Raw genomic sequence first — 25,952 nt, forward strand, 5'->3', positions numbered from 1 at the left:
TGGATTTCAGTCGGTCATTTCAGCGGCGCGAGTTCGCCGTTGTTTTCGGCAGGTTCTGCGGGGGCTGGCGCGCCGGAACGCAGGCTGTGACAGGCAGATAGCGTGAAAGCAGAAATCAGCGTGAAGCACAGTGCAATGCCGCCCATCACCAGATACGTGTGTTCGAAACCAATGCGGTCATAGAAGTAACCGGCAGGCGGGGCGACCACGATTGAGCCAACATAAATCATTGCCTGATAACCCAGCAGATACATGGTGGCGTTGACGCGTTTGCTGAAATGCTCAGCGATATATTTGAATACCGATACCAGCAGCAGGGCGATTTCCAGCCCGTAGAACGGTTTGATAATCGAAATAAGCAGCGGATCGCTGGTCAGTCCGGAAGCGATCAGACGTATTCCCACTACTGCGCCCACCAGCAGCAGGCCTTTCTTGGCACCGAAATAGTTCACCAGGAAAGGGATCACCATCATCATCAGGAATTCCAGACCGGACTGCACGGTGCTCAGATATCCGTACCAGGCATTGCCTTGCTCTTTGGTGTCGAAGAAGGTGACGAAATAGCGTGAGAACTGCTGTTCAGCGACAAACATCATCCACGCCACGCCCGCGACATACATTGAGAACATCCAGAATTTGCGGTTTTTGAGCAGCAAAATAACGTCGCTGAACACGATTTTTTGCGCAGAAATCACGTCGTTATTTTTGAGTTCTTCATCACCAATTTTCAGCGACAGCAGAACCGCTAACATCACCAGCGACGTGGCGCTGCTCAGACCGAAGTTCCAGGCCGGAGACAGATTAAACAGTAAGCCGGAAAACGAGGCCGCCAGCGCCCAGCCGAGCGAGCCCCACATCCGTACCTGACCGAACTCCATGTGGTACAGGCGACTGAAGCGGTCGGCGTAAGATTCAGAAGCCGCCACACCGGCGTACCAGCCAAGGCTCAGATACAGCGCACCGGCGATAATCCCAAGCATCAGATGGCTTTCCAGCAGGGGCTGGTAAATGTAAATAAAGAACGGCGCCATCAGCGCGGAAACCAGCACGACAAAATAGAGCAGGGATTTGCTCATGCCGATTTTGTCCATGATGTAGCCATAAACCGGCTTCATGATCACCGCGAATACGCCGTTGATGGCAAATACCGTGCCGATACTGACGCTGTCCAGACCGGCCTTTTGGCCGAGCCACAGCGCATACAGCCCGAAGCTTGAAGACCAGGTGAAAAAATACAGGAATATAAAGCTGCTCATTTTATAGTAAGCCGTTTTACTGGCAGTTTTTATCGCTTTCATAGTGACTCCTGAAACGGACTCTGACGGTTAACCTAACGTTATCTGGCCGCTGTGGCCGGGAGACTGCCAGCGCAATTGCGCGCCCTCCAGACTGACTTCCGGCACGTCTTTGTTGCTGATATCACTGCTTGCCGACGCACATACGGCGGTGATCAGCCAGTGTGAACCTGCGGGAAGGCTGTTTTGCAGCACCGGAATGACTGCCGTTTCGGCAAACATAATGCTGCTGTTCGGCGGTGTGATCACCGTACCGGCTTCCCGCACAGCGTGACTTTCCAGGCTGACAATCCGGCTGATGCCGTTACGTGCTGTGACCGTTATCGCACGGCGATCGCCGGTGAATTCAGCTTGCGTGGAAGGTTCCTGAATGACCGCAAATCCGCCTTCGGCTGTATCAAGCGGACGCTGATTTTCGATGTGATGAACCCGCAGATGCCAGTCGCCGCAAGGAATAAGCCAGGTGCGGACGCAAACGTCATGCCACGGCAGCCAGCGGGAATAAATCATCGAGCCGGTGATGCGGGTTTCGGCACAGTCGCGACGTCCGCGAAAATATCCGTCGCCTTCAGAGAACATCAGCATCGAATCACAACCGGCGTGATTCAGCCCGTAGCGGCCACGATCCAGTGTGAAACCGAACTGGCTGGAATAGGCGAATTTGGTGTACTTGGCTTCGGTATTCACAAAGTTATTCAGCTCAAGCTGTCCGGAGGTGAGCATCACCACATGCTCACCTTCGGCATCGCGGGTCAGGATCTGACTGGCATGAGGAATGCAGTGAGCGCGGGATAGTTCCGGCAGTGGTGCTTCGTCGGCCTGCCAGAACGCATCGTCCTGAGGCAGGGCCAGCACCAGAAACAGCTTGCACGCCCAGTAAGGGGAACCCGGTGCATTATAGTCTTCGGCCATCACCAGATTTGGCGTGTGATAACCAATACTGAGCACGCCGTCACGGTCAAAAATAGGCTCTTTCAGCCAGTGCCGCAGATGACGCAAGATCACACCTTTGATGATGCCCGGCGTGAAAACGTCCAGTTTGCTGTACGCGGCGGCGCTCCAGAAAGCCGCTTCGGCGAAGCGATAGGTCAGGCTGCGGCCGAAAGGCACGGCCGCACCCTCTGCGGAGAACATGGTGATGAAATCCTGAGCGAAACGCTGCGCACGTTCACGAAGCATGGCGGCACGCGGCGCATCCACATCCGCCATATTTTGTGCGTAAAGCAGTCCGTAATAATGAAACGCCATTGAAATGTAGTAATCACGCGGACGGCCCGGACCATCGGAATACCAGCCATCGCCAAGATAATAACTTTCCATCAATTCAAAACGGGCGCCTGCGGCAACCTGATCCCAGGGCAGACCGCTTTGCTTAAAGCCCATCTGCACCATGATCGGGAAGAAATTCCAGTTGTTATTGGGAATGGTCGCATCACGCCCCTGATCCAGCCACGCCGCCAGGTTCTGCTGTTCCTGCGGGGTGAAATGCTGCAAGAGTTGCTTATTAAGGAGCGTCAGCCCGACACCGAAGGCGGCCATTTCTACGCATCGCTGATCGAAATCGCGGATATTCCCCCAGTATTGAGGATGCTGCGGGTCGGTACCCAGGCGAATGGCATTCAGGTAAAAGGGCAGATCTGCGCATTCGCCGCCACCGGCCAGCAGCGGAAAAATCCCCCACAGCATGCGCGACAGCGCCTCCATTTTGGCAACCTCTTTACCGTAATGCGTGGTGGAGTTTCCCAAATCAATGCCGCTTTTACCTTCTTCTGTATACGGCGACACCGCCGAGAGAAGTTCATTAAGCAGTTGCTGCACATCGTCGCGGGTACGCAACGGATTATCGATATTCACAATATTCAGGGTCATCAAAGTTCTCCCGGTGACTGAATGGGAACCAGAAAATAAGGGTTTATTAATTTGAAATATTATTTCAATTCTCTGCGTCGAGACTGCAATATAGAGAAGTGAGAAGTGCTGATTGTTAACTGCTTCACAGAATGACGTGATTTTTAAAATTGTGGTTATTAAATGGCGGGTAAAAGGGCTTAAATTATAAAAAACAGACTGAAAATTGTGTTTTGTTGTCCTGAAGAAAAAAGACGCAAAAATACACTGCGAGGAAACGACCCGAATGCCGGCATCTGATTATCTCGAACGTATTGCCCTTAACGAACGTCAGGTTTCTTTTAACCGGATGAGCCGCGGCAGCGCCAATTATTTTCACTGGCATCAGTGCCTGGAATTACTTTTTGTCAGTCAGGGCTACGGCATTGTGATTGTCGATAATCAGCAATACACGCTACGACCGGGTCGGATGTTTGTCTTCCCGCCATTCAAACTGCATAAAGTTTTTGTGGAAGCGGACGAGAAGAACGCGTATCTGCGCACCACAATTCATCTCGATCATCAGTTGCTGGATGGCTGTCTGCAATCATTCCCGCAGCGCCGCAGGCGATTCGCCAGTTTTTGGGATGCCGACCGTGCCGCGCCTATTTTTGACCTGAGCGATCATGCCAGTCATATCGAAGTGATCCTCGAACAGTTTAATCAGTTACCCGAACCGCAGGCGGATCAATGGGAAGAAATCACCATGCTTATCCTGCAACTGATGGTGTTTATGCCTGCGGAAGACGGGCAGCCGAAAACCATCAGCCGCACGACGGCTTCGAAAGTGATGCAATGGATCGAAGAAAATTACGTGCGTAAGTTTTCACTGGCAGACCTTGCGGCTGCGCTGGGTCTTTCAGAAAGCTATATATCACGGGTATTCGGGCAGGAAACGGGCGGCTCGATTCAGGATTATCTCGCCACGCGGCGGGTAAAACGCGCCTGTGAACTGCTGCGCTCAACCGACCGTTCGGTTGAGGAAATCGGGCTGGAATGTGGCTTTTCTGACGCGCCGTATTTTATCACCCGTTTTAAGAAAATGATCGGCAAAACGCCGCTGCAATATCGCAAGGCGGCGTTTTCATTATTACCGTGAAATCCTCACATTGACCGCCAGCCAGCGGGGGAAGAACCGAGCGGTGAAGCCGGTAAATCCCACTGCAGCGACGTGTTTTCCAGCCAGACCGGCGCAAGCAAACGCCGGGCATTGCCCCAGACGGTGATTTCCGCCTCCGTTGAGAAGTCGGCTTGTTCTGCGGATCCAATCAGCGATTCATCGCTGGCGGCGGATGCGCCATTTTCCATCAGTTCCCGGGCGGTACGTGCTAGCGACAGGCGGAATTCGCTGCCCTGACCGGTCTCCACCCGTTGGGCTAAACCTTGCAAAACGGCTGCGGCCATCAGATAACCTGTGGTGTGATCAAGCGCCTGAACCGGCAAAGGCACCGGTTTATTGCTCCCCGACAGCTTCATTCCCTGTTCCGCAATGCCACAACTCATCTGCACAAGACTGTCGAAGCCTCGCCGCTCGCGCCACGGCCCGCTCCAGCCATAGGCGTTCAGACAGACATCCACCAGACCCGGCGCAATAGCACGACGCTGCTCGCTGCCATAGCCGAGTTTGTGCAGCGCACCGGCACGGTAGCCATGAACAATCACATCTGCGTCACGTAATAATTCTTCGAACCGGTGCCGGTCCTGCGGGTTATGCAAATTGAGCCGCGCACAATGTTTACCCAAAGTGACATCGGCTTCCTGACTGGTTTCATCCCAGCCGAAGGGATCGATACGCAACACATCGGCACCCAGTCCGGCCAGAAAACGTGTGGCGACCGGCCCGGCGATGATCCGCGTCAGATCCAGAACCTTAATGCCTGCCAGCGGTTTTTCACGCGATAATGCCCACTGCGGCAGCATGGCTGCCGGTGTTAAAGAGCGCTGAAACAACGGCTCATTGTGCAGGGATTTTCCCTGAATATGCTGCTGCCATTGGTCCGGGCTGAGCATCTGTGCGGCGCATCCTCCCGCCTGCACCACGGCCTGTTCCAGTTCAGCCTTTTTCCACATAATGACCCGCTGTGCCAGTGCTTCGCGGCTTTGTGCTTTTCCGAGCAGCGTTTCCACCACTTTGCGGTGCGCAGGCGCATTGGTATGCAAACGGATCCAGCCATCTGCTGTCGCGTAGTCACCCGCCAGACTGTCCCAGGCGGGTGGAATTTCCCAGCCTTCTGGCCTGATGCTGGTTTTACACCAAAGCGACGCCAGCCGCCGGTCGACGGTCACGGTTTCATGTCCGCCATGCCTGAGCGCCAGTAACCGCGACAGCGCCATTCCGGCTAATGCCACGGACGCGGTGATAAGCGGGGTGACCGGATAATAAGACGGCAGATTTCCGGCGCCATTAATATGAAGTGAACAGGGAAGTGAAATCTCACCGGTGAGCTGAGCGTACAGCGCCCGGACCTTCTTCTGGATAAGTTCATCTGACATGCGTTAACTCCGCTGTGAGGAATTTTGCTTTACAAATTTATAACATCTATAAGAGGGTGTGGGAAATTAATGAGTGACACTGTCACAGGATGAGTTGCAACTTTGCGGTAACAGAATGCTCCTAAAGTCTTCTGCGGTTATCTCCCTTAAACAGGGTATTCTTTACGGCTCAATCCCTTGTTTCCAAAAACCCTCTCAACCCGTGCCATACGGGGGATGAGTGCAGTCATAAGCGCTAACTTTTTCAAGCGAAATATTAGCTGAATGCATTCAATTTCTTGTACTCGGCTTGTGAATTTTACGTTAGCCTTAGGGTCGAAAATTCTGAATACGCGGGGACTGCGTTTTTGTGACGAAGCCCCAGATTTTTTGCCCAGTACAGGAAACGATTCTGGCATGGAACGAAGAGCATTTATTAAAGCATCTATGGCACTCGCCGCCTGGTGTGGTGTGCCGGCAATGTCCACACTGTTCACCCGTTCCGCAGAAGCGGCAGAGGCGAATGTGGCAGACGGCGGCGAATTGCCGTTTGATTTCAATGCGCTGAAAAAAATGGCGAAAGATTTGGCGGACAAGCCCTACGGTGGCGCGCCTCAACCCTTGCCTAAAACGCTGGCTGAACTGACGCCGCAGGCTTACAACGCCATTCAGTACGACCATGCGCATTCACTGTGGAATGGTCTGCCGGACCGCCAGCTGGATGTGGAATTATTCCACGTCGGTATGGGCTTTAAGCGCCGTGTGCGCATGTATTCCGTGGATCCGGTAAAACATATGGCGCGTGAGATTCATTTCCGCCCTGAACTGTTCAACTATCACGATGCAGGTGTGGATACAAAGCAGCTTGAAGGCTTCTCAAACCTCGGATTCGCCGGTTTTAAAGTCAACAAAGCGCCGGAACTGACGCGTCGCGACGTGGTGTCTTTCCTCGGCGCCAGTTATTTCCGTGCGGTGGATGATACCTACCAGTACGGCCTGTCAGCGCGCGGTGTGGCGGTGGATACCTTCACGGATCTGCCGGAGGAATTCCCGGATTTTACTGCATTCTGGTTTGATACCCCGAAACCCGGCGATACGACGTTCACCGTTTATGCGCTGCTGGACGGCATGAGCATCACGGGGGCCTATAAATTCGTGATCCACTGCGAACCGACCCGCGTGGTGATGGAAATCGAAAACCACCTGCATGCCCGCGAGGACATCAAACAGCTGGGTATTTCTCCGATGACCAGTATGTTCAGCTGTGGCACCAGTGAACGCGGGCGTTGCGATACGATCCATCCGCAAATTCACGACTCAGATCGACTGGAAATGTGGACTGGCAACGGCGAATGGATTTGTCGTCCGCTGAATAACCCGCAGAGTTTGCAGTTCAACGCATTCAGCGATAACAGCCCGAAAGGGTTTGGTTTGTTACAGCTAGACCATGATTTCGACAATTATCAGGACGTCATTGGCTGGTATAACAAACGCCCGAGTTTGTGGGTCGAACCGGTCGGAGACTGGGGGAAGGGCGCGGTTAACCTGATGGAAATCCCGACGACCGGCGAAACGCTGGATAACGTGGTGTGCTTCTGGCAGCCGGAAAAACCGGTGAAATCTGGCGCTGAGTTCAGCTTCAGCTACAAACTGTACTGGAGTTCTGAGCCGCCGCACCGCAGCCCGCTGGCCAATGTGCTGGCGACCCGTACCGGTATGGGCGGTTTCCCGGAAGGCTGGGCTCCTGGCGAAAACTATCCGCAGGTCTGGGCGCGCCGTTTTGCCATCGATTTCGTTGGCGGCGAGCTGAAAGCGTTTGCCGATAAAGGCATCGAGCCTGTCATCAACGTCTCTCACGGGAAAATCAAAAATATCGAGATTCTGTATGTGCAGCCGTTCGATGGTTATCGCATTCTGTTCGACTGGTATCCGGACAGCGATTCTGTCGCACCGGTTGAGCTGCGTATGTTCCTGCGCAACGGACAGACTGCCTTGTCAGAAACCTGGCTGTATCAGTATTTCCCGCCCGCGCCGGAAAAACGCAAGTACATTGACGATCGTAAAATGACGAAATAGTCCCCGTCATCCTTCAGGCCGCAGGTGCGTTGACTGCATTCGCTCACCCGAATCACTGACTTTAGTCAGCTCATCGGGATTCGTTCGTTTGCCGCCTTCCTGCAGCTTGAATGATTTGGGGGAGCTGTGACTGATAAAAATACAAAAAGCCCCGATCATTCGGGGCTTTTGCTTTTCTACATTATTATTTTTTGCAGGTGAACCAGACACAGGATCTTGCAAAATGCTTTAACGGGTAAAGCAAGGGTAACGCACGGTACTCAACTGATGAAAGCCAGGATGGCAATCAAAACGCCTTCACCAGCATTCCGTTCTGCGGCTGTTGCTGAGGATTTCTCAGCGCAGCATCGAAAGATTTTTCGACTTCTTTCAACTGCTGTAAAAATTCATTTGGCGAAAAATCGTGTGGTTTGCTGCTCATATAGGCAAGCGCCAGTTCTTTGGCATTGTAGCGCTGAAAGTTATACATGCTGTTCCCTTATTAATGTTCAAAATATTAATGGAATGGCTAACAGCGAGCTGGCTAATGACCACTGCTTACGACGTGCTGCCAATGAAGTGAATAATACGTGACTGGCTGATAAGCGGAAGTCGCTTTTATTGATGTATTCAATAGATGAAAGCTAACGATCGACGGAATGAGTTATGTGAGGAAATCATGCCGGTTTATATAATCATTTTGGGGTATTACTTGATCGGAAAATTATTTGCCGCAATATCTTAAACATCCTCATTATTTGAAAATTTTCTTTGCGAGTCATGCTGTTAATGTGAATTAAAAGGGTTGGGCTTCCTGCCGCGCTGCGTTACCCTCGGGGTAGTTATTCACGTAAGCATTATCAACGAAAAGAGGTTTTTATCATGAGTAAATTTATCTTCTCTTCGCCAAGGAAATACGTTCAGGGCAGCGGTGTTCTGGATGAATTAGGGGATTATCTGCCTGCTCTGGGCGGAAAATCATTCCTGATAGCTGATGATGTCGTTTGGGGAATTATCGGTGATCGCGTTAACGCGTCACTGAAAAAAGCCGACGTTGAATTCCATTATGAACGCTTTAACGGAGAAGCCTCGGCCAACGAAATTACCCGTCTTGCCGCCATCGCCCGCGATGCGGGAACTAAGGTAGTGGTCGGCCTCGGCGGCGGTAAAACGCTCGATACCGTAAAAGCTATTGCCGATGAACTGAAGCAAAATGTGGTGATTGTGCCGACCGTGGCTTCCACTGATGCGCCGTGCAGCGCACTTTCCGTTATCTATTCGGATGAAGGCGTTTTCGAATCTTATCGCTTCTACAACAAAAACCCGGATCTGGTACTGGTTGATACCCATGTCTGCGCACAGGCTCCGGTACGCCTGTTTGCTTCCGGTATTGCTGACGGTCTGGCGACGTTTGTTGAGGCGCAGGCTGTGCTGCGTTCACATTCTCATTCCATGGTGGGCGGCGACCCGACAATTGCCGGTATGGCGATAGCAGAAGCGTGCGAGAAAACGCTGCTGACTTACGGCTACAGCGCCTATACCGCGGTTGAGCAGAAACTGGTGACACCGGCGGTAGAAGCGGTCGTGGAAGCCAACACACTGCTTTCCGGTCTGGGCTTTGAAAATGCCGGTCTGGCGGGCGCACATGCCATCCACAACGGTTTTACCGCGATTTCAGGTGATATTCACCATCTGACCCATGGCGAAAAAGTGGCGTACGGTACGCTGACGCAAATGGTACTGGAACAGCGTCCTGACGAAGACATCGCGAAATACGTTCGCTTCTACCGCGCCATCAAAATGCCAACCACGTTGAAAGAAATGCATCTGGAAAACGAATCGTTCGCCAATCTGGTGAAAGTCGGTGCGCTGGCAGGCGGCGAGGGCGATACGCTGGGTAACCTGAACCACACTCTTTCTGCCGAAGACGTAGCGAATGCTATTCTGGCGGTAGATGCATTCAGCAAATCTGTGAAGTAATGTGTTTTGCTCCCTCTGCAAAGGGGGAGCATTAACAGTCAACCAAACACCGCGTTATATAAATTCCACTTTTTCAGATGACCGACATATTGCAGTGGCTGAACGGGTGTGAAAGAAGAGACATCTCCCTCACGCATGTGCAGAAGATCAGCAGGAGATATCCAGAGCGCGTTTGAAGCTGTAACAGGACTGCCTGCAAAATTAAAGGCTTCGATAACAAACTGGGAACAGAAAAAAGTCGTCTGCGTTTCTGGAGCATCACCCATCTGGACGGTAGCCAGAGTGTTTATACAGGTGCTTCTTCCCTTTCCGAAAAACAGCGGTAAATCACAAACTCTTCGCGTCAATGTATAAGGCGCAATAATAATGATGCCCTTATAATTGTATTTCTTACCCTGATTATTCTGAGAGAAAATTCTTAATTTCGCGGCCTGTAAGTCTGTTAATTTTTGCTTGCGTAAGCTCACCATGGAGTTGCTGTGAGTTAATGCGTCTTCTAAAGAAATTATTTGTACGCCATCTCCGACCGCTTCAGCCACTTCTCCGTTGCCCAGATACACCGAGGCATGGCTGACGCCAGTCATGCTGAATAATCTGATGCCCAGTGATGTCACGCCTGTAGAGGAAGAAAGCAGAATATCTCCTGGTTGTAATTGCCCTGCAGTAATCGTAACCGCGTCTTTATCTTCCAGCGTAGAAATTCTTTGCAAATGTAAGGTTGTTTTACTGACAGAGGGCTGAAGTTCTGCCTGCTGAGATATATTGGGCTGAGAACTGCATCCTGATAACAAAATAATAGCGGGCAAAAGAGTTACCCTGATCAAATAAATCATGTTTCCGCATCCTTGCTGGTAATAAAAATCCGAATAAAAGCGTTTTTGTTATATTTAAGCCGGGTGATTCTATTCTTTTGGGATTAATCAGGCAATAAAGTAGTTCGATAAAATAATGGCGGGCGCATATTTTAGCTTTTTGATTTGTCTTTAATACTCCCTCCCAGCCTCCACGGTCTAAACCGGAGGGGTGGGCTGGAGTATTAAGAGCTAACACACGACTTAAGCAGGCTCGGTTAAATACGCGCCATCACCCACGGGATTGCCACTGGCAGTTGCGAAAGCAGATACAGCGCCAGGCCGATAAAGGCGCCGACCAGCGTGCCGTTGATGCGGATAAACTGCAAATCCTTGCCGATGTTCAGCTCAATTTGCCGTGACATATCACGCGGATCCCAGCCTTTTACCGTGTCACTGATATGACGCGTCAGGAATTCGGCAAACTCCGGTGCGACTTTCTCCGCAATAGTTTCCATCTGCTGATTCAGCGAGAGGCGCAGCTTTTCATCTTGTGCCAGCGCATTGCCCAGCCATTGCCCGGATTCGGTGACTTTGGCGAACACCCGCGAATCCTCACTTTCTAAATCGTCTTTCAGCCAGTTACGCATATCGCCCCACAGCTGCAACACGTACGCGTTAAGCTTCTCGTCATCTTTCAGGTATTGCTTGATGTCTTCGGCTTTCTGCGCGGTCGCGGGGTCATTTTGCAGCTTCCAGATAAAGTTCTGCACCGAGCGGTCAAACCCTTTACGGAAGGCGTGGGTTTTATCATTGCCCATATCGTCGAGCACTGAATTCACTGCATTGGACACTAAGTCCGCGCCGTTGCGTCCCAGCCAGCCGGTCGGCAGCAGTTTGGCGGTCAGCGGATGTTCCCGTTTCATCCAGCCGACAATCTGCGCGGAAATAAACTGCCGCGTGCTGTCTTTTGCCAGCAAGATTTCCAGCTGATCCATCGCCTGATCAAGCAGCTCCTGATGGCGTCCGTTTTTAGTCAGGCTTTCCAGCAGGGTGGCAATTGAGGCTGACAGGTCGATTTTGTCGATCACCCGATACAGCGCGCGGCGCATAAGCTGGGCGATACGCTGATCGTCGGTGACATCCAGAAATCCGCGGATCATCTTCACGGCATATTTCGCAAACCGCTGCGCGTTATCCGGCGCATTCAGCCAGTCGGTCAGCATCCGTGCGGGGTCATGCTGACGGATAAGCGTGATAAGGGTCGCGGGCGCGAGGAATTTCTCCTGCACGAAGACCGCCAGATTATCGGCAATTTTGTCTTTGTTTTTAGGGATGATCGCCGTATGTGAGGCGACGAACGGCACCGGTACACGGCGAAACAGTGCCACGACCGCAAACCAGTCAGCCATTGCGCCGACCATCGCGGCCTCGGAAATGGCTTTCAGCCCGGAAACCCAGAAGTTGGGTGGCAGGAAAAGGGTGATGACAAACAGGGCGGCGGCAATCAGCAGCAGCCCCAGCGCGTTACGTTTACTTCGGCGAAGTTCTTGTTCTTTATCCATTACCTCAGTTTAGGAAGCGTGCGGCGGCCTGTCAGCTTTTTTCTTGCGATAGCGCCATTTGCGGTGCTGTGCGCCGTCACCAGTTGCCGGAAAGCAGCCAGCGCCGGGGTTTCGCCGTCCTGCCGCCAGGCCATGTAAATTTCAGCAAAGGCATCGGGGTGGCTGAGCGGGCGGAACTCAATATCTGGAAAGCCCAGCTGGCGGGCGCTTTCCGGCACAATCGCCAGCCCGAGACCGGCGCGTACCAGCCCGAGAATGGTGTGTGTCTGGCTGCAATGTTGCACGTAATGTGGCACGACGTTGGCCTGGGCAAACAGCCCGGCTACACAGTCGTAAAAGTATTTGCCTTCAGTGGCGGAATACATAATGAACGGCTGACCGGCAAAGTCGCGCAGACGGATACGCGGTTTCGCCGCCAGAACGGAGGCAGCGGGAAGCGCCACGCATAACGGCTCGCGCAGCACACACTGATAGGCGAGGGGAAATAGCGCCACCGGCTGGCGCACAAAGCCGATATCCAGCGTACGCGCCGCCAGCGCCTGAAGCTGCGCGGAAGACACCATCTCTTTGAGCACCAGCGTAATTTCCGGCAGTTCCTGCGCCGCCAGCGCAATAATCTGCGGAATTTGCCAGTAGCCGCTGACGGCAGTGAACCCCAGCATCAGCCTCCCGATTTCCCCTTTCTCGACGCGTTTTACAGTTTCCTGCGCCTGTCCGGTGAACTCGAGGATCAGTTTTGCATCGCGCAAAAACGTCTTTCCCGAGGCCGTCAGGCTGACGTGCCGGTTGGTTCTTTCCAGCAAACACGCGCCAAGCGCATGTTCAAGTAACTGGATCTGACGGCTCAGCGGCGGCTGCGTCATAAACAATCTTTTCGCCGCGCGTCCGAAATGTAATTCCTCCGCGACCGCCACAAAACAGCGCAACTGGTTTAATTCAATCATTCAATTTTTGACTTGTTCCATTGTCTTTTTAACTTAGACCGTATCGTTAAATGTTTCTACTCTGTTAATTAATTTGGATTTTTTAGATCTGAATGGCGTGACCGAAACGGCAAAAACTGTGTCTCCGGTCACAAAAAGCAAGGAATGCACTCATAAGTCTGGAGAGAAAACATGACGTCCCCTACAGATGTGTCAGATAACGCCAAACCGCTGGTCCGCGAATCGGCAGCAGAGGCGGTGAAACCGGGTCATTTCCGTTACGTGGTCCTCGGAATGATTTTTGCCATCACGGTGATTAACTACGCCGACCGCGCCACGCTGTCGATTGCCGGTACGGAAGTGTCGCGGGTGCTGAACCTCGATCCGGTGATGCTCGGCATGGTTTTTTCGGCGTTTGCCTGGGCATATATGATCGGGCAAATCCCCGGTGGCTGGCTGCTGGATAAATTCGGCGCACGGCGGGTTTATGGTTGCAGCCTGATACTGTGGTCAGTGTTTACGATGTTACAGGGTACTGTCGGCTGGTTCGGCGTCAGCGGGATTTCGGCGGCTATCATGCTGTTCTTCCTGCGCTTTATGCTCGGTCTGGTGGAGTCTCCGGCATTTCCCGCCAATGCACGCATTGTCGCCTGCTGGTTCCCGACCAATGAACGCGGCACGGCGACGTCGCTGTTTAACTCCGCGCAGTACATGGCAATTGGCGTATTCACGCCGATCATGGCGTGGCTGACTCACGCGCTCGGCTGGGAACATGTGTTCTTGTGGATGGGCGCGGTCGGGCTGTTCGCCGGTATTTTATGGTTCGCCTTTTATAAAGAACCGCACAGCAGTCCGCACATAAAACCTGCCGAACTCGAACACATCCGCGCCAACGGTGCGCTGGTCGATCTCGAACTTAACCGCCGTGCTTCGCGCCAGAAATTCACCTTCCGCGAAGTGATGCAACTGTTCCAGAGTCGCACGCTGTGGGGCATTTATATTGGTCAGTACTGCATTACCTCGATGAGTTACTTCTTTATGACCTGGTTCCCGATTTACCTGATCAAAGGGCGCGGGATGACGGTCATGCAGGCTGGCTGGGTGGTCGCGTTACCAGCGATTTGCGGCTTTACCGGTGGGGTGCTCGGCGGTGTGATGTCGGATTACATGATCCGCCGCGGCGTCAGTCCGTCAAAAGCGCGTAAAACACCGTTTGTGCTGGGTATGTTTTTTGCCGCCATGCTGGCGATGGCGAACTTTGTTTCCACTGATGCGGCGGTGATTGCGCTGATGACGCTGGCGTTCTTTGGCAAAGGTTTATCAGCGATTGGCTGGGCGGTGATGTCCGATACGGCACCGGAGAAAATGATCGGCCTGAGTGGCGGGGTGTTTAACTGTCTGGGCAATGTGGCCGGGATTATTACGCCGGTAGTGATCGGCTATATCGTGGCGGCGACCGGCTCCTTTAACCTCGCGTTGTGGTTTGTTGGCGCACACGGTTTACTCGGCATGTTTGGCTATCTGGTAGTGGCTGGCAAGTTTGAGCGCATGGTGATCCGACCGGATGACCGGGAAAATGAGAATTGTTCTTGATATGACAAGATGTGTCATTAAACTGCGTGCAGCATCATTTTCCTGCATTCAGAACGAGAAAAATTCATGGAGTTGTTACGCGTTGTTTTTAAGCAATACCGTTGGCCGTTTTTAGGGGTGATGGCGCTGAGTTTGCTCAGCGCCGTTCTGGGCATTGGCCTGATCGCGTTTATCAATCTGAAACTGATTCAAACCACACAGGCTTCTTTAATTGTCCTGCCGGAATTTCTCGGGCTGTTACTGCTGCTGATGGCCGTGACGCTGGGCTCCCAGCTGGCCCTGACCGTGCTGGGGCACCACTTCATTTACCGCCTGCGCGGACAATTCATCAAACGTATTTTAGACACCGATATTGAGCGTATCGAGCAGATCGGTAATGCACAACTGCTTGCGAGCCTTGGCAGTGACATCCGCAATATCACACTGGCGTTCGTGCGTCTGCCGGAACTGGTGCAGGGGATTATCCTGACCATTGGTTGCGCCGGATATCTGGCGTGGTTGTCGCCGGAAATGCTGCTGGTGACGGTTATCTGGCTGGTGATCACTATCTTTGGCGGCTTTAAGCTGGTGTCTCACGTTTACCGCCATCTGGCGAAAGTGCGCGAGGCGGAAGACAAACTGCAAACCGATTACCAGAAAGTGATCGAAGGGCGCAAAGAGCTGGCGCTGAACCGCGAGCGGGCGCGTCATCTGTTCGATGAGGTTTACCGCAAAGATGCTGAAGAGTATCGCCACCACATTATCCGCGCGGATACTTTCCACCTGAGCGCCGTGAACTGGTCGAATATCATGATGCTGGGCGCAATCGGCCTGGTGTTCTTCATGGCCAACGGCATGGGCTGGTCCAATACCGAAGTGGCGGCGACCTATTCCCTGACGTTGTTATTCCTGCGTACACCGATGTTGCAGGCGGTCGGCGCACTGCCGACGCTGCTCAGCGCGCAGGTGGCGTTTGGCAAACTGAAATCGCTGAAACTGGCGGAATATAATGAGGCGTTTACGCCAGCCATTGCTGCAAAACAGTGGCAGACGCTGGAATTACGCGACCTGGTGTTCAGTTATGAAGGCAAATCAGAGGGCGCCGGTTTTGGCGTTGGTCCGTTGAATCTGACCATTACCCGCGGCGAACTGGTCTTTCTGATTGGCGGCAACGGCAGCGGAAAATCCACCATGGCGATGTTGCTGACCGGCCTGTATCAGCCGCGTTCCGGGCAGATCCTGCTCGATGGTGTACCAGTTACGGCAGAAAATGCTGAACAGTATCGGCAGATCTTCTCGGCGGTCTTTACTGATTTCCATCTGTTTGGTCAGCTGATTGGCCCGCAAGGCGGACAGCCGGATCCGCTGGTCGTGGAAGACTGGCTGCAACGACTGAAAATGAAAGAAAAACTCCAGTTCAGCGGCAACGAAGTCACTAACCTGCAACTGTCTCAGGGGCAACGTAAGCGCGTGGCGTTGCTGCTGGCGGCGGCAGAAGGGCGAGACTTCCTGCTGCTCGACGAATGGGCAGCCGATCAGGATCCGCAGTTCCGCCGGACTTTCTACCGTGAGCTGTTGCCACAATTGCGTGATATGGGGAAAACCGTGCTGGCAATCAGTCACGATGATCACTATTTTGAACACGCTGACCGCCTGCTGGAAATGCGGACGGGCAAACTGACAGAACTGCACGGGCAGGCGCGTATTGACGCCAGCCGTGATGCGGTCGCACAAATTGGAAGTCACTAAATTTTTCTGAAGGCAACGGATTATGAACTGGACAGAAGTGATGGTGTGGGGCATCAGCGGCGTGGTGGTTGGCTCGCTGCTCGGAGCGTTACATAAAAGAGGCAAAATCGGGCGCATCCCGGCGGTCGTTTTATTTCTGGTGCTGATTGTCGGCGGCAATATTTTATGGGGCGGACTGGTCAAACCGCGTCTGGCAGGCAACAGCGAAGAGCAGAAGATCGACCAGGCGCTGGAAGCCCTGCCGCTGTATAACACCATCAAAATGCAGGAACCGGCGCTTTACGCGCAAATCCGCAGCAATATTCTGAACATGAAGAAAGAGGGCAAAACGCAGCAGGACGCGATCGACACCGTGAAACCGATGGTATCCGTTCTGCTCTCGCAGCGTATCACCCATGCGCCGGACGCCAATGTGAACGAGGCGATGCAGGTCAATCTGGAAGAAATGCAGACGTTGCAGGCGCGCAAAGACGGCAGCTGCTTCAAATTCCTTTACCCGCAGGTCAGCGGCGGGATTAATACTGCGGAGGTTCTGCCTCCGGCATTGTTCCAGAAAGATCTCAACACTATGAATGATTTACTGCTGGCGACCGGCAACGGGCAGACGACGCAGCCTCAGGCCGTCAGCACTGAAAAAGTGGTCCAGATGATGGCGCCGGTGCGCGAGGCGCTGGCGAATATGTACGGCGAGCAATTGCAGATGTTCAGCGACCTGACCAAACCGGATGTCGATCGCGAAAAGGTCTGTGAAATTTCCATCAGTCTGTATTCAGGCATTCTGGCACTGCAACCGGCGGATTCCGCTGCGATCCTCCGCCAGATGCTGGGTAAAAACGACTAATCTGATCAAGGGCAGCCCTTTCTGCGGGCTGTCCGTTTTCAGACAGTGAAACAAACAGACAATCCCTACTATTCTTCTTAATAAGAAAGAGTATTCTTCTCCCGCTTTTCTAAAAAAATAATTTTTCGAGCTCCCGGAATCATCCTTCTATGCAAAAAATGTTAAGAGTGCCGCTGCTGCTGGCATTGTTGTCATGTTTATTCCTGACGCCTGTACTGAGTTACGCGGACGACAGTACCGGTCAGCCTGACACAGCAGAACAACCGGTAAAAGTGAATGTCACCACCGCCTTACCGGCATTACAAAAGCGTCTGGATCAGCTGAAACAGCAGGTTTCATCGGCGAAAACAGATAAGAAATACACCGGCCTGACCGATGCCGCACAGAAACTGGCAGAAGATGCCGACAAGCTGACTGCCGCGCTGACCCCTCAGCTGGCGCAGGTGCAGGCACAGCTGGACGTTCTTGGCCCGGCACCTGCGCCGGGCACGCTCACTGAAACTCCTCAGGTGATCAGCCAGCGTAATAAGCTTAACGCCAGCAAAACGCTGATGACCACACAACTCGAGCAGACCAAAGCGATTGCCGTTGGCGCACAAAATCTGTCTTCGCAAATCGCTGGCTTACGTCGTGACGCACTGAAAACCCAGATTGCGCTCAATACCGGCAGCATTCTTGGCAGCAATTTCTGGGCACCGCTGATTACGCCAAACGATGATGATGCGGCACGTTTTGATGATTTTGGTTCGCAGGTTAAAGATGCCTGGACGCAGGCGTGGAGTGATGACTGGCGCGTCGGCACCGGCATTTATCTGTTCCTGGCACTGGTGATTGGTGTGTTTGGCCGCCGCGTGCTGGACAAACCGATGAACTGGATCCTGCCGCGCTGGCTGCCGCAGGGGCGTTTCCGTCGCAGTTTCCTGGCCTGTTTCACCACGCTGAGCACCACGTTAACGCTGGGCATCAGCGTCCAGTTGCTGGGCTATATTTTCACCCGATTGCCGGATACTTCGCCGTGGGTGACAGAATTCGCCGAACAACTGGTTGAACTGACCTATTTCTCTGCGGTGATCGCCGGGCTGGGTATTGCGTTGCTTTCCAATAACCATCCGTCATGGCGTCTGCCGGGGATTGCGGATCCGCTGGCGAAAACGCTGGCGTCATTCCCGGTTCTGCTGGCGGGCTTTATTTTCCTGTTCGGCATTATTGAACAACTGAATAACCTGGTCGGTGCCAGCGTCTCCGCCACCTTATTCGGCAACGGATTAGCGGCGTTACTGGTGGCGCTCAACTGCCTGATTGCACCGGTTCGCGTCAACCGTATGCGCCGCAGAATGAAGGCAGAAGGCGAGCAGACCGAAGCGCGATCCACGCTGGCGGGGCTTATCCACCTGGTGATCAGCCTGACCGCTTTTGTCATTCTGATGGCGTTGCTGATCGGTTACATCCCGCTGGCACGTTTCGTGACCTTCGAGCTGCTGTGGATTGGTCTGGTGGTCAGCTGCCTGTACCTGCTGATCCACTTCGTTGTTGATCTCTGCGAAAGCGTATTTTCGCCGACCACGCACAGCGGCAAAATCCTCAAAGGCACGCTGAGCGTCAATGACCGCCATCTGTCTCTGGCTGCCACATTATTCTCGGCAATCGGTAAAACCGCGCTGCTGCTGATGGCCGCGATTGCGCTGCTTAACGGTACGTTCGGCACCACGACGCCGCTGGAATTGCTGGCAAAAGTGGTCGATATCTGGGGCGGTAAAGGCCTCGAAAGCATGAACATCATTCCGGCGCACGCGGTTAACGCGGTGCTGTGTCTGGTGGTCGGCTGGTATATTCTGCGCTCCGCACGCCGCTGGCTGGATAACGATTTCCTGCCGAAAACCATGATGGATCGCGGAATGCGCGCCTCGCTGGTGACGCTGTTCACCAATGTGGGTTATGTGCTGATCATTCTGCTGACGCTGTCGTCGCTGGGTATTGAATGGAACAAACTGGCGTGGATCGTCAGTGCGTTGTCGGTCGGTATCGGTTTCGGTTTACAGGAGATTGTGAAGAACTTTATCTCCGGTCTGATCCTGCTGACCGAGCGTCCGGTGAAAGTAGGGGATTTGATCAGCATCAGCGGTGTAGAAGGGGACATCCGTCGTATTAATGTCCGCGCTACTGAAATTCAGCTGAGTGATAAATCCACCGTGATTGTACCGAACTCCCAGCTGATATCGCAGAACGTGCGTAACGCCACCATGGGCAACGCGCAGGGTGTGGCGACTATCGCACTGACATTCCCGCTGGATATCGATCCTGAACAGGTTAAGACCTTGCTGCTGGAAGCCTACAACCTGCACGAATCTATTCTGGAAAATCCACCGGCCTCGGTAAGTTTCAAAGAACTGGGCCCGACCGGGATTGTGCTGAGCGTGACCGGCTATGTGAACAGCCCGCGCATGGTCAGCGGCACGCGCAGTGATTTGCTGTACGAAATCCTCAAAATGCTGCGGGCAGCGGGGATCAGTCTGAGTCAGACGCAGACGATGATTTTGGAGAAACCGGCAGAGAGGGTTGCTCCGGTGGAAGAGTGAAAAGTGCGGGGTTGGCTACCCGCGCCCGTTTTTAACGTCAAGGTCAAGGTCAACACCGTGGGCGTCGGCCCACACCGACTTGGGGGGCGGCCTATCGCCGCCACCCCCCAAGACCCCCCGGGCTCTTTCACTGCGCGCTATCGCTGGGACGATGGACATGTTCCGGCACATTGGTGAGTGGCGCAAATCCAGGTGCTTCGCACTGCCTTCTCTCGGTCTTCAAGCCATAGGTCTTGAAGCCGCTCCGTTCAGCTAAATTTTAAGCACGCCAGTCAACTTTTCTAAAAGATGAAAACAATCTGTTTTTGAATTTAAGATCGTGCGGGCGATTCAAAAATCTTGCTGAACGGAGCGGCCTGGAGACCTTAGGCTCCAGGACCGAGTGAAGGGACCGCAAAGCGGCAAGATTTCCAGCCTGTCGCAGTGTTCCCTGAAACATAGCCAGCGAGCGGAGCGCGCAGTAAAAGAGCCCCGGATTCTCAAGGGGTGCGGCGACAGGCGCCCCTTGAGGCCAGTTTGGGTGGCAACCCAAGGTCTTGACCTTTGAGCCCGTGTCGGCGGCGAGCCCAAGGTCTTGATTTTAAAGCCAGCCGGATTTTTTGAGTTTCCAGTAAAGCCATCCGCAACCGACGACAGTCACACCCAGTGTTACCGGATATCCCCACCAGTCATCCAGCTCCGGCATATTTTTAAAGTTCATACCGTACAGACTGAAAATCACCGTCGGGATTGCCAGGATCGCGCCCCAGCCTGCCAGCCGCTGTACCACTTCGTTCTGATGCACCGAAACCAGCGCCAGATTGACATGCATGGCGTTGGACAGCATTTCGCGCACATCGTCAGTCGTGCGGATCACCTGATTGGCGTGGTCCTGTACGTCGCGGATATAGGCACGCAGGCTTTTGGGCATCAGTTCTTCATAATGATGGCTGAGCTGATTACAGATATCTTCCATCGGCACGGCGGCGTTGCGCAGTGACAGCAGATCGCGTCGCAGGCTGTACACCTGTTGTACCGCCTGCTGATTGAAGGTGTTCTGGAACATCATTTTTTCGATGGCATCAAACTGACCGGTGTACTGATGCAAAATTTCCAGATAGTTATCGACGATGGAATCGAGCACGCAATACAACGCATAAGCCGGCCCTTTACTCATCATTTCCGGGCGTTCTTCGGCATGTTTTCGGATGTCTTTGTAACTGGATGACGCGCCGTGACGCACGGTAATCAGGAAGTTTTTGCCAAGAAAAAGGTGTGTCTCGCCGTACTCGATGGTTTCATTTACTTTCTGAGCAGTGTGCGTGACGATAAAAAGGGATTCGCCGTATTGCTCGATCTTCGGGCGCTGATGGGCGGTCAGTGCATCTTCAATCGCCAGATCGTGCAGGCCGAATTCTTCCTGAATGCTGCGCATGTAGGCGTCTTCAGGTTGCCATAATCCCAGCCAGACAAACGTATCCGGTTCTTTCAGTACTTCGCTGATGTCTTCGACCGTCACATCCTGCAATCGCTTACCGTCGCGGTAGGCCACGCTGTTGATCACTGAATCACAGCTGGGTTTTTTATCTTCGCTGGAAATGGAGTTCATTGTTTTACCCGATTGTTATTCAGACAAAAATCCTGCCCGCAGGCAGGATGATTTCAGTGTCTGAACAGAATAGCGCAGTCTGATAGAAAAGCGCTGACCGGGAATCTTAAAAGAGGAATCACTTGTAACGGTTATCCTGACAGATTTTTCATTGCCTGCCCCGTCCACGCCGTCTGATTTTATCTCTTCGCATTAATCCTTTTGTATAACACCGGCGTTACGGTGTCACGCCGGACGTGGTTTGTACTTTCACATCTGGCGTCGCTGCCGGACCAAACACGGTATAGGTCGGCAAATCAACGTTCTGATACGGTTCCCAGCCGCCGCCCAGCGCTTTATACAATGACACCAGATCGGTGCTGGTTTTTACTTTCGCTTCAGCGGATTGCTGATGCGCCTGTGCCAGCTGGCGCTGGGCATCCAGCACGTTGATGAACGTCGAAAGCCCCTGGCGGTAACTGTCGCTGGCCAGATCAAAGGCGGTCTGCAACGCTTCGGTTGTCTGATCTAAACCGCTGACCTGATCCTGATCGGTGCGGTAATTCACCAGCGCATTATCGACATCCTGCAACGCCGTCAGCACGGTCTGACGGTAATTCAGCGCCGCATTGGCCTGTTGCGCACGGGAAAGATGCACGCTGGACACCAGACGTCCGCCCTGGAAAATAGGCAGGGAAATCTGAGGACCAAACGAGTAGAAATGGCTGCTCCAGTTATCGAGATAACTCACGTCGGTATTACGCATACCGAACTGACCGGTCAGCGAAATACTCGGGAATAACTGTGCGACGGAAACCCCGATATTGGCGGTTGCCGCGTGTAAATCCGCTTCGGCTTTACGCACGTCCGGGCGACGGCGCGCCAGCTGTGACGGCACACCGACCGGTACGGCTGCGGGCAGGGCAGGCATCGGTTTCGGCGCGGAAAGTTCGGCATCCAGCGAACCCGGTGTCTGACCGAGTAAAACCGCCAGTCCGTTCATCGCCTGACGTTCCTGCGCCTGATATTGCGGCAACTGAGCGCGCAGCGAACCTAACTGCGCACGGGCATTCTCCACATCTAATTGCGGCGACAGCCCGTTCTGCTGACGGTTTTGCGTCAGATCTAAAGTTTGCTGCGCCACGTCGATTTGGGTCTGAATGGCGGCTGTCACGCTTTGCGCGCCACGCAGTTGCAGATAAGCGCGGGCAACTTCGGCTTGCAGCGAGACCAGCGCATCGTTGCGCTGTTCGACAGAAGACTGAGTCTGCGCGTTTGCGGCTTCGACCTGACGACGCGTGCCGCCAAATAAATCCAGCTCCCAGCTGGCGTCGAAACTGCCCTGATACAAGTTCACCGGCCGGGTGGCGGTATCAATGGCACCGGAGGCCTGCGGACCGAGATCGTTGAGCTGCTGGGATGCGCCGCTGGAATCGAGAATACCTTTCAGCCCGAGCTGCTGACGCGTCATTTTTGCGCTGCCCTGAACGGACGGCAGCCATGTGCCTTCAGCCTGTTTCACCTGCTCACGGGCACCGGCGATACGCAATACTGCCTGTTGCAGGGAAATATTCCCGGCAATGGCGCGGGTGATCAGACTGTCGAGCTGCGGATCGTTAAACGCTTTCCACCACAATGGATTCGGTTCAGAAGGCAGCGCAATTGACGCGCCGTCTTTGTCTTTCGGCTGTGTCATATCGTTGTACGACGTCGGCGTCACCGGGTTTGGCTTCTGATAATCCGGGCCAACGGAGCACGCTGCTAATACCAGCGTCAATGTCGAAAGAGTCAGGAAGCGGGTGCCTGTCTGTAAAACCCCCTCCCGACCTCCCCCTTCGCAGGGGGAGGAGCAGGACGGCATCACGGATGGCTGAATTCTCAGAGTAGAGCTTTTCTTGTTCAACTTAATGTGCTCCGGCATTACCTTCGCTCTTAACTGGCGAAAGCAGGAAACAAAACGGGATCAAAATAACGGCGACGATGGCGCAATAACCGAACACATCGATGTAAGCCAGAATGCGCGATTGCGAAATCATCTCCTGATACATGCGCACGGTGGCAAGCTGCATCGGGTCGCCGACGATGTGGGCGAAATCACGAATAGCCTCAGCGCTTTTACTGACCGCCTGATTAAACTGTTCGTTGAGCGGCGACATGTTGTGCGCCATATGGGCACTGTGCGCCTGCGTTCGCTCAGTCACACCGGCGGTCGCCAGTGAAATACCAATCGACCCCGCGACGTTACGGAACATAGTAAACAGCGCGGCGGCATCGGCATTCATCCTTTGCGGAATGGTGATGAACGCAATAGTGGTCAGCGGTACAAACAGGAAACCCAGGCCGAGGGACTGCGCACTGCGATACATCACCAGCGTGGTGAAATCGACATCTGGCGTCAGCGTCGCCGAATAGATAAACGAGGCGGCCAGCAGGAAGAAACCAAACGCAATGATGTAGCGCGTCTGCACGATGGGCATCAGTTTAAGCACCAGCGGGATCGACAGCACAATAAGTATCGCGCCCGGCGACATCACCAGCCCGGAAAGCGTGGCGGTGTACCCCAGCTGTTGCTGCGCCAGTTGCGGAATAACCACCGAACTGCCGTACAGAATCATCGCCATTCCGGCCATCAGCAAACCGGCCACTGCGAAGTTTTTATCCTTCATACAGCGCAAATCGACCACCGGCTTTTTGGCGTAAAGCAGCCAGTAAATCGCCCCGACAATCCCGGTAGCGGCCAGCACGGCGAACGTCACGATAAAGCCAGACTTAAACCAGTCGTCATCCTCACCGCGGTCCATCATGACCTGCAGGCACCCTAAGCCCAGCGCAATCAGCCCGATACCGATGTAATCGATGCTGAGCTTGCCTTTGGCCTTACGTTCCCACGGTGGGTCTTCCAGCAGCTGATAAATCGCCAGCAGGGCGATAATGCCCACCGGAATGTTGATCAGAAACACCCAGCGCCAGCTGAAGTTATCGGTGATGTAACCGCCCAGCGTCGGGCCGACAACCGGTGCAACGATGATGGCAATGGAAGACAGACCAAACGCCTTACCGCGATCTTCCGGCTTAAAGTAATCAAGCAGAACCGATTGCTGAATCGGCTGCAAACCGCCGCCAAAAAAGCCCTGCAGGATGCGGAACAGAATCATCTGCCACAGTTCAGTGGCGATCCCGCACAGGAAGGAGCAGACGGTGAACATGCCGATACAAATCAGAAAGTAAGTTTTACGCCCCATGACGCGGCTGAGAAACGCCGATATTGGCAGCACGATGCCATTCGCCACCAGATAGGACGTCAGTACCCAGGTGGATTCGTCATAACTGGAAGACAGCGATCCGGCGACGTGCGGCAGCGCCACGTTAACGATGGTGGTGTCCAGGATTTCCATGAACACCGCAATGGTTACGACGGCGGCAACTGCCCACGGATTGGCCTTGGGTTTCCAGTAGCTGCGATCTTCATTCATTCGACGGTCACCGTCGGTTCGACTGACAGACCCAGCGGCAGGTGATGATTTTCATCCAGCCCGCTGTCGATGACGATTTTCACCGGCACGCGCTGAACGATTTTCACATAGTTACCGGTGGCATTTTCAGCCGGGAAGGCCGAGAAGCGCGAGCCGGTGCCTTGCTGAATACTGTCAACGTGACCGTGAAGTTTGATGTCAGGGAAGGCATCAACGGTGATTTCCACTTTGTTGCCGGGACGCATACGTTCGAGCTGCGATTCCTTATAGTTCGCCGCGATCCAGATATCTTTCGACACTACGGAGAACAGCGACGTACCGGCCTGAACCAGCGTGCCGACCTGCACATTACGTTTGGTGACATAGCCGTCGAACGGTGCCCGAACCTGCGCATAGGAAAGATTCAGCGTCGCAGTTTCCAGCTGAGCTTTCGCCTGCTCAACCTGTTGCTGACGTGCCTCAACATTAGTTTCAGCCTGACGAATGTTCAGCTGTACCTGCGCGGCAACCTGAACCTGCGCTTTGGCATTTTCAAGATCGGCCGTTGCAGAACGCACCTGCGCATTGGACGTATCAATATTTTGTTGGGTGGTGGCACGTGGATCCACACCGCGCTGGCGGCGGAAATCAGCGGTAGCATTCAGCAAATTGGCTTCTGCACGGGTTTGCTGAGCTTTAGCCTGCGCCAGCTGCGCCGGATATTGCACTTTCGCCAGGTCGTACTGCGCCTGAGCCTGATGCAACTGGGCGACGGCCAGACCGAGCTGCGCCTGTGCCTGATCGCGCTGTGCGGTGGCATCACGCGGGTCGATTTCTACCAGCAGATCGCCTTTTTTGACTAACTGGTTATCTTTCACCGCCAGATTCGTGACATAACCGGCGATTTTCGGCGCGATGGTCACGGCATCGCCTTCGGTGAAGGCGTCATCGGTGCTGATCTGATCTTTGGTCATCAGCCACCAGACCAGTGACACGACCACCATCACCACCACGACAATTCCGAGGATGATCAGCGGCTTCTTGCCCGGACCTTTGCGCTTTTCATCGTTGTCCTGATTGTCGTTACCGGACTCTTTATCGGACCCTTTTTGGTCTTTGGTGTCTTGCTTGTAACCTTCTCCTGATTTGACCTGGCTGGAATCGAGTTCTGAGTGTGCGTCTTCAGACGCGGAAGGCTGGTTATTTTTTTCGTTTGTCATAATGCTC

General features: G+C 53.7%; 18 protein-coding genes. 7 read left to right on the forward strand and 11 right to left on the reverse strand.

The genetic code is table 11. The features are described from left to right. Positions 1 to 14: 14 nt before the first annotated feature. Positions 15 to 1,298 (reverse strand): oligosaccharide MFS transporter, encoded by a 1,284-nt coding sequence (locus EC840_RS03090; RefSeq protein ID WP_132963959.1) that lies wholly within the window; start codon positions 1,296 to 1,298, stop codon positions 15 to 17. 27 nt (positions 1,299 to 1,325) lie between these two features. Further along, positions 1,326 to 3,164 (reverse strand): DUF2264 domain-containing protein, encoded by a 1,839-nt coding sequence (locus EC840_RS03095; protein ID WP_132963960.1) that lies wholly within the window; start codon positions 3,162 to 3,164, stop codon positions 1,326 to 1,328. Between the two features lie 265 nt (positions 3,165 to 3,429). On the opposite strand from EC840_RS03095, the gene EC840_RS03100 reads away from it, so the two are divergent. Continuing rightward, positions 3,430 to 4,281 carry an AraC family transcriptional regulator gene (locus EC840_RS03100; protein ID WP_132963961.1) on the forward strand — a complete coding sequence of 284 codons (852 nt, stop codon included), beginning with the start codon at positions 3,430 to 3,432 and terminating at the stop codon, positions 4,279 to 4,281. 5 nt (positions 4,282 to 4,286) lie between these two features. Here the strand turns inward: EC840_RS03100 and EC840_RS03105 are convergent, their stop codons facing one another. Further along, on the reverse strand, positions 4,287 to 5,675 hold the full coding sequence (locus EC840_RS03105; protein ID WP_132963962.1) for a CoA transferase: 1,389 nt from the start codon (positions 5,673 to 5,675) through the stop codon (positions 4,287 to 4,289). A gap of 396 nt (positions 5,676 to 6,071) precedes the next feature. On the opposite strand from EC840_RS03105, the gene EC840_RS03110 reads away from it, so the two are divergent. After that, complete coding sequence (locus EC840_RS03110) at positions 6,072 to 7,730, forward strand: glucan biosynthesis protein (protein ID WP_132963963.1); 1,659 nt, start codon at positions 6,072 to 6,074, stop codon at positions 7,728 to 7,730. 286 nt (positions 7,731 to 8,016) lie between these two features. On the opposite strand, the gene EC840_RS03115 is transcribed toward EC840_RS03110, so the two are convergent. After that, positions 8,017 to 8,199 carry a hypothetical protein gene (locus EC840_RS03115; protein ID WP_112289272.1) on the reverse strand — a complete coding sequence of 61 codons (183 nt, stop codon included), beginning with the start codon at positions 8,197 to 8,199 and terminating at the stop codon, positions 8,017 to 8,019. A 392-nt stretch (positions 8,200 to 8,591) separates the two neighbouring features. Between EC840_RS03115 and EC840_RS03120 the strand changes: the two genes are divergently transcribed. Then, the gene (locus EC840_RS03120; protein WP_132963964.1) at positions 8,592 to 9,689 is read left to right on the forward strand and encodes a glycerol dehydrogenase; all 1,098 of its coding nucleotides are present in this window, start codon (positions 8,592 to 8,594) and stop codon (positions 9,687 to 9,689) included. Between the two features lie 38 nt (positions 9,690 to 9,727). On the opposite strand, the gene EC840_RS03125 is transcribed toward EC840_RS03120, so the two are convergent. From EC840_RS03125 to EC840_RS03135, 3 genes are all read right to left on the reverse strand, one after another. After that, complete coding sequence (locus EC840_RS03125; protein WP_129638756.1) at positions 9,728 to 10,522, reverse strand: YaeF family permuted papain-like enzyme; 795 nt, start codon at positions 10,520 to 10,522, stop codon at positions 9,728 to 9,730. A 236-nt stretch (positions 10,523 to 10,758) separates the two neighbouring features. Further along, entirely contained in the window at positions 10,759 to 12,045 is a 1,287-nt protein-coding gene (locus tag EC840_RS03130; protein WP_132963965.1) for a DUF445 family protein, read from the reverse strand. Continuing rightward, the gene (locus tag EC840_RS03135) at positions 12,045 to 12,989 is read right to left on the reverse strand and encodes a LysR substrate-binding domain-containing protein (protein WP_129638758.1); all 945 of its coding nucleotides are present in this window, start codon (positions 12,987 to 12,989) and stop codon (positions 12,045 to 12,047) included. Before EC840_RS03135 ends, EC840_RS03130 begins: the two co-directional genes overlap by 1 nt. A 171-nt stretch (positions 12,990 to 13,160) precedes the next feature. On the opposite strand from EC840_RS03135, the gene EC840_RS03140 reads away from it, so the two are divergent. The 4 genes from EC840_RS03140 to EC840_RS03155 all read left to right on the forward strand — a co-directional run bounded on the left by EC840_RS03140 (position 13,161) and on the right by EC840_RS03155 (position 19,706). Next, positions 13,161 to 14,561: an MFS transporter gene (locus EC840_RS03140; RefSeq protein WP_129638759.1), complete on the forward strand. Its 1,401-nt coding sequence runs from the start codon at positions 13,161 to 13,163 to the stop codon at positions 14,559 to 14,561. Between the two features lie 66 nt (positions 14,562 to 14,627). Further along, complete coding sequence (locus EC840_RS03145) at positions 14,628 to 16,289, forward strand: multidrug ABC transporter permease/ATP-binding protein (RefSeq protein ID WP_120164033.1); 1,662 nt, start codon at positions 14,628 to 14,630, stop codon at positions 16,287 to 16,289. Positions 16,290 to 16,311: 22 nt separating this feature from the next. Then, positions 16,312 to 17,130, forward strand: coding sequence for a hypothetical protein (locus EC840_RS03150; RefSeq protein ID WP_132963966.1), 819 nt, complete (start codon positions 16,312 to 16,314; stop codon positions 17,128 to 17,130). Between the two features lie 149 nt (positions 17,131 to 17,279). Next, positions 17,280 to 19,706, forward strand: coding sequence for a DUF3772 domain-containing protein (locus EC840_RS03155; RefSeq protein WP_112290232.1), 2,427 nt, complete (start codon positions 17,280 to 17,282; stop codon positions 19,704 to 19,706). 580 nt (positions 19,707 to 20,286) lie between these two features. On the opposite strand, the gene corA is transcribed toward EC840_RS03155, so the two are convergent. From corA to EC840_RS03175, 4 genes are all read right to left on the reverse strand, one after another. Continuing rightward, positions 20,287 to 21,294, reverse strand: coding sequence for a magnesium/cobalt transporter CorA (gene corA, locus EC840_RS03160; protein ID WP_129638761.1), 1,008 nt, complete (start codon positions 21,292 to 21,294; stop codon positions 20,287 to 20,289). 217 nt (positions 21,295 to 21,511) lie between these two features. Next, positions 21,512 to 23,194, reverse strand: a complete 1,683-nt coding sequence (locus EC840_RS03165; RefSeq protein ID WP_132963967.1) for an efflux transporter outer membrane subunit — start codon at positions 23,192 to 23,194, stop codon at positions 21,512 to 21,514. Beyond that, positions 23,178 to 24,746, reverse strand: coding sequence for a DHA2 family efflux MFS transporter permease subunit (locus tag EC840_RS03170; protein ID WP_129638763.1), 1,569 nt, complete (start codon positions 24,744 to 24,746; stop codon positions 23,178 to 23,180). The genes EC840_RS03165 and EC840_RS03170 overlap by 17 nt, the downstream gene beginning before the upstream one ends. Further along, a complete protein-coding gene (locus tag EC840_RS03175; protein ID WP_129638764.1) occupies positions 24,743 to 25,945 on the reverse strand; it encodes an HlyD family secretion protein in 1,203 nt (400 codons plus the stop codon). Before EC840_RS03175 ends, EC840_RS03170 begins: the two co-directional genes overlap by 4 nt. Positions 25,946 to 25,952 lie beyond the last annotated feature (7 nt).

It is taken from the genome of Rahnella sp. JUb53 (genome assembly GCF_004346065.1).
Classification (GTDB): domain Bacteria; phylum Pseudomonadota; class Gammaproteobacteria; order Enterobacterales; family Enterobacteriaceae; genus Rahnella; species Rahnella variigena.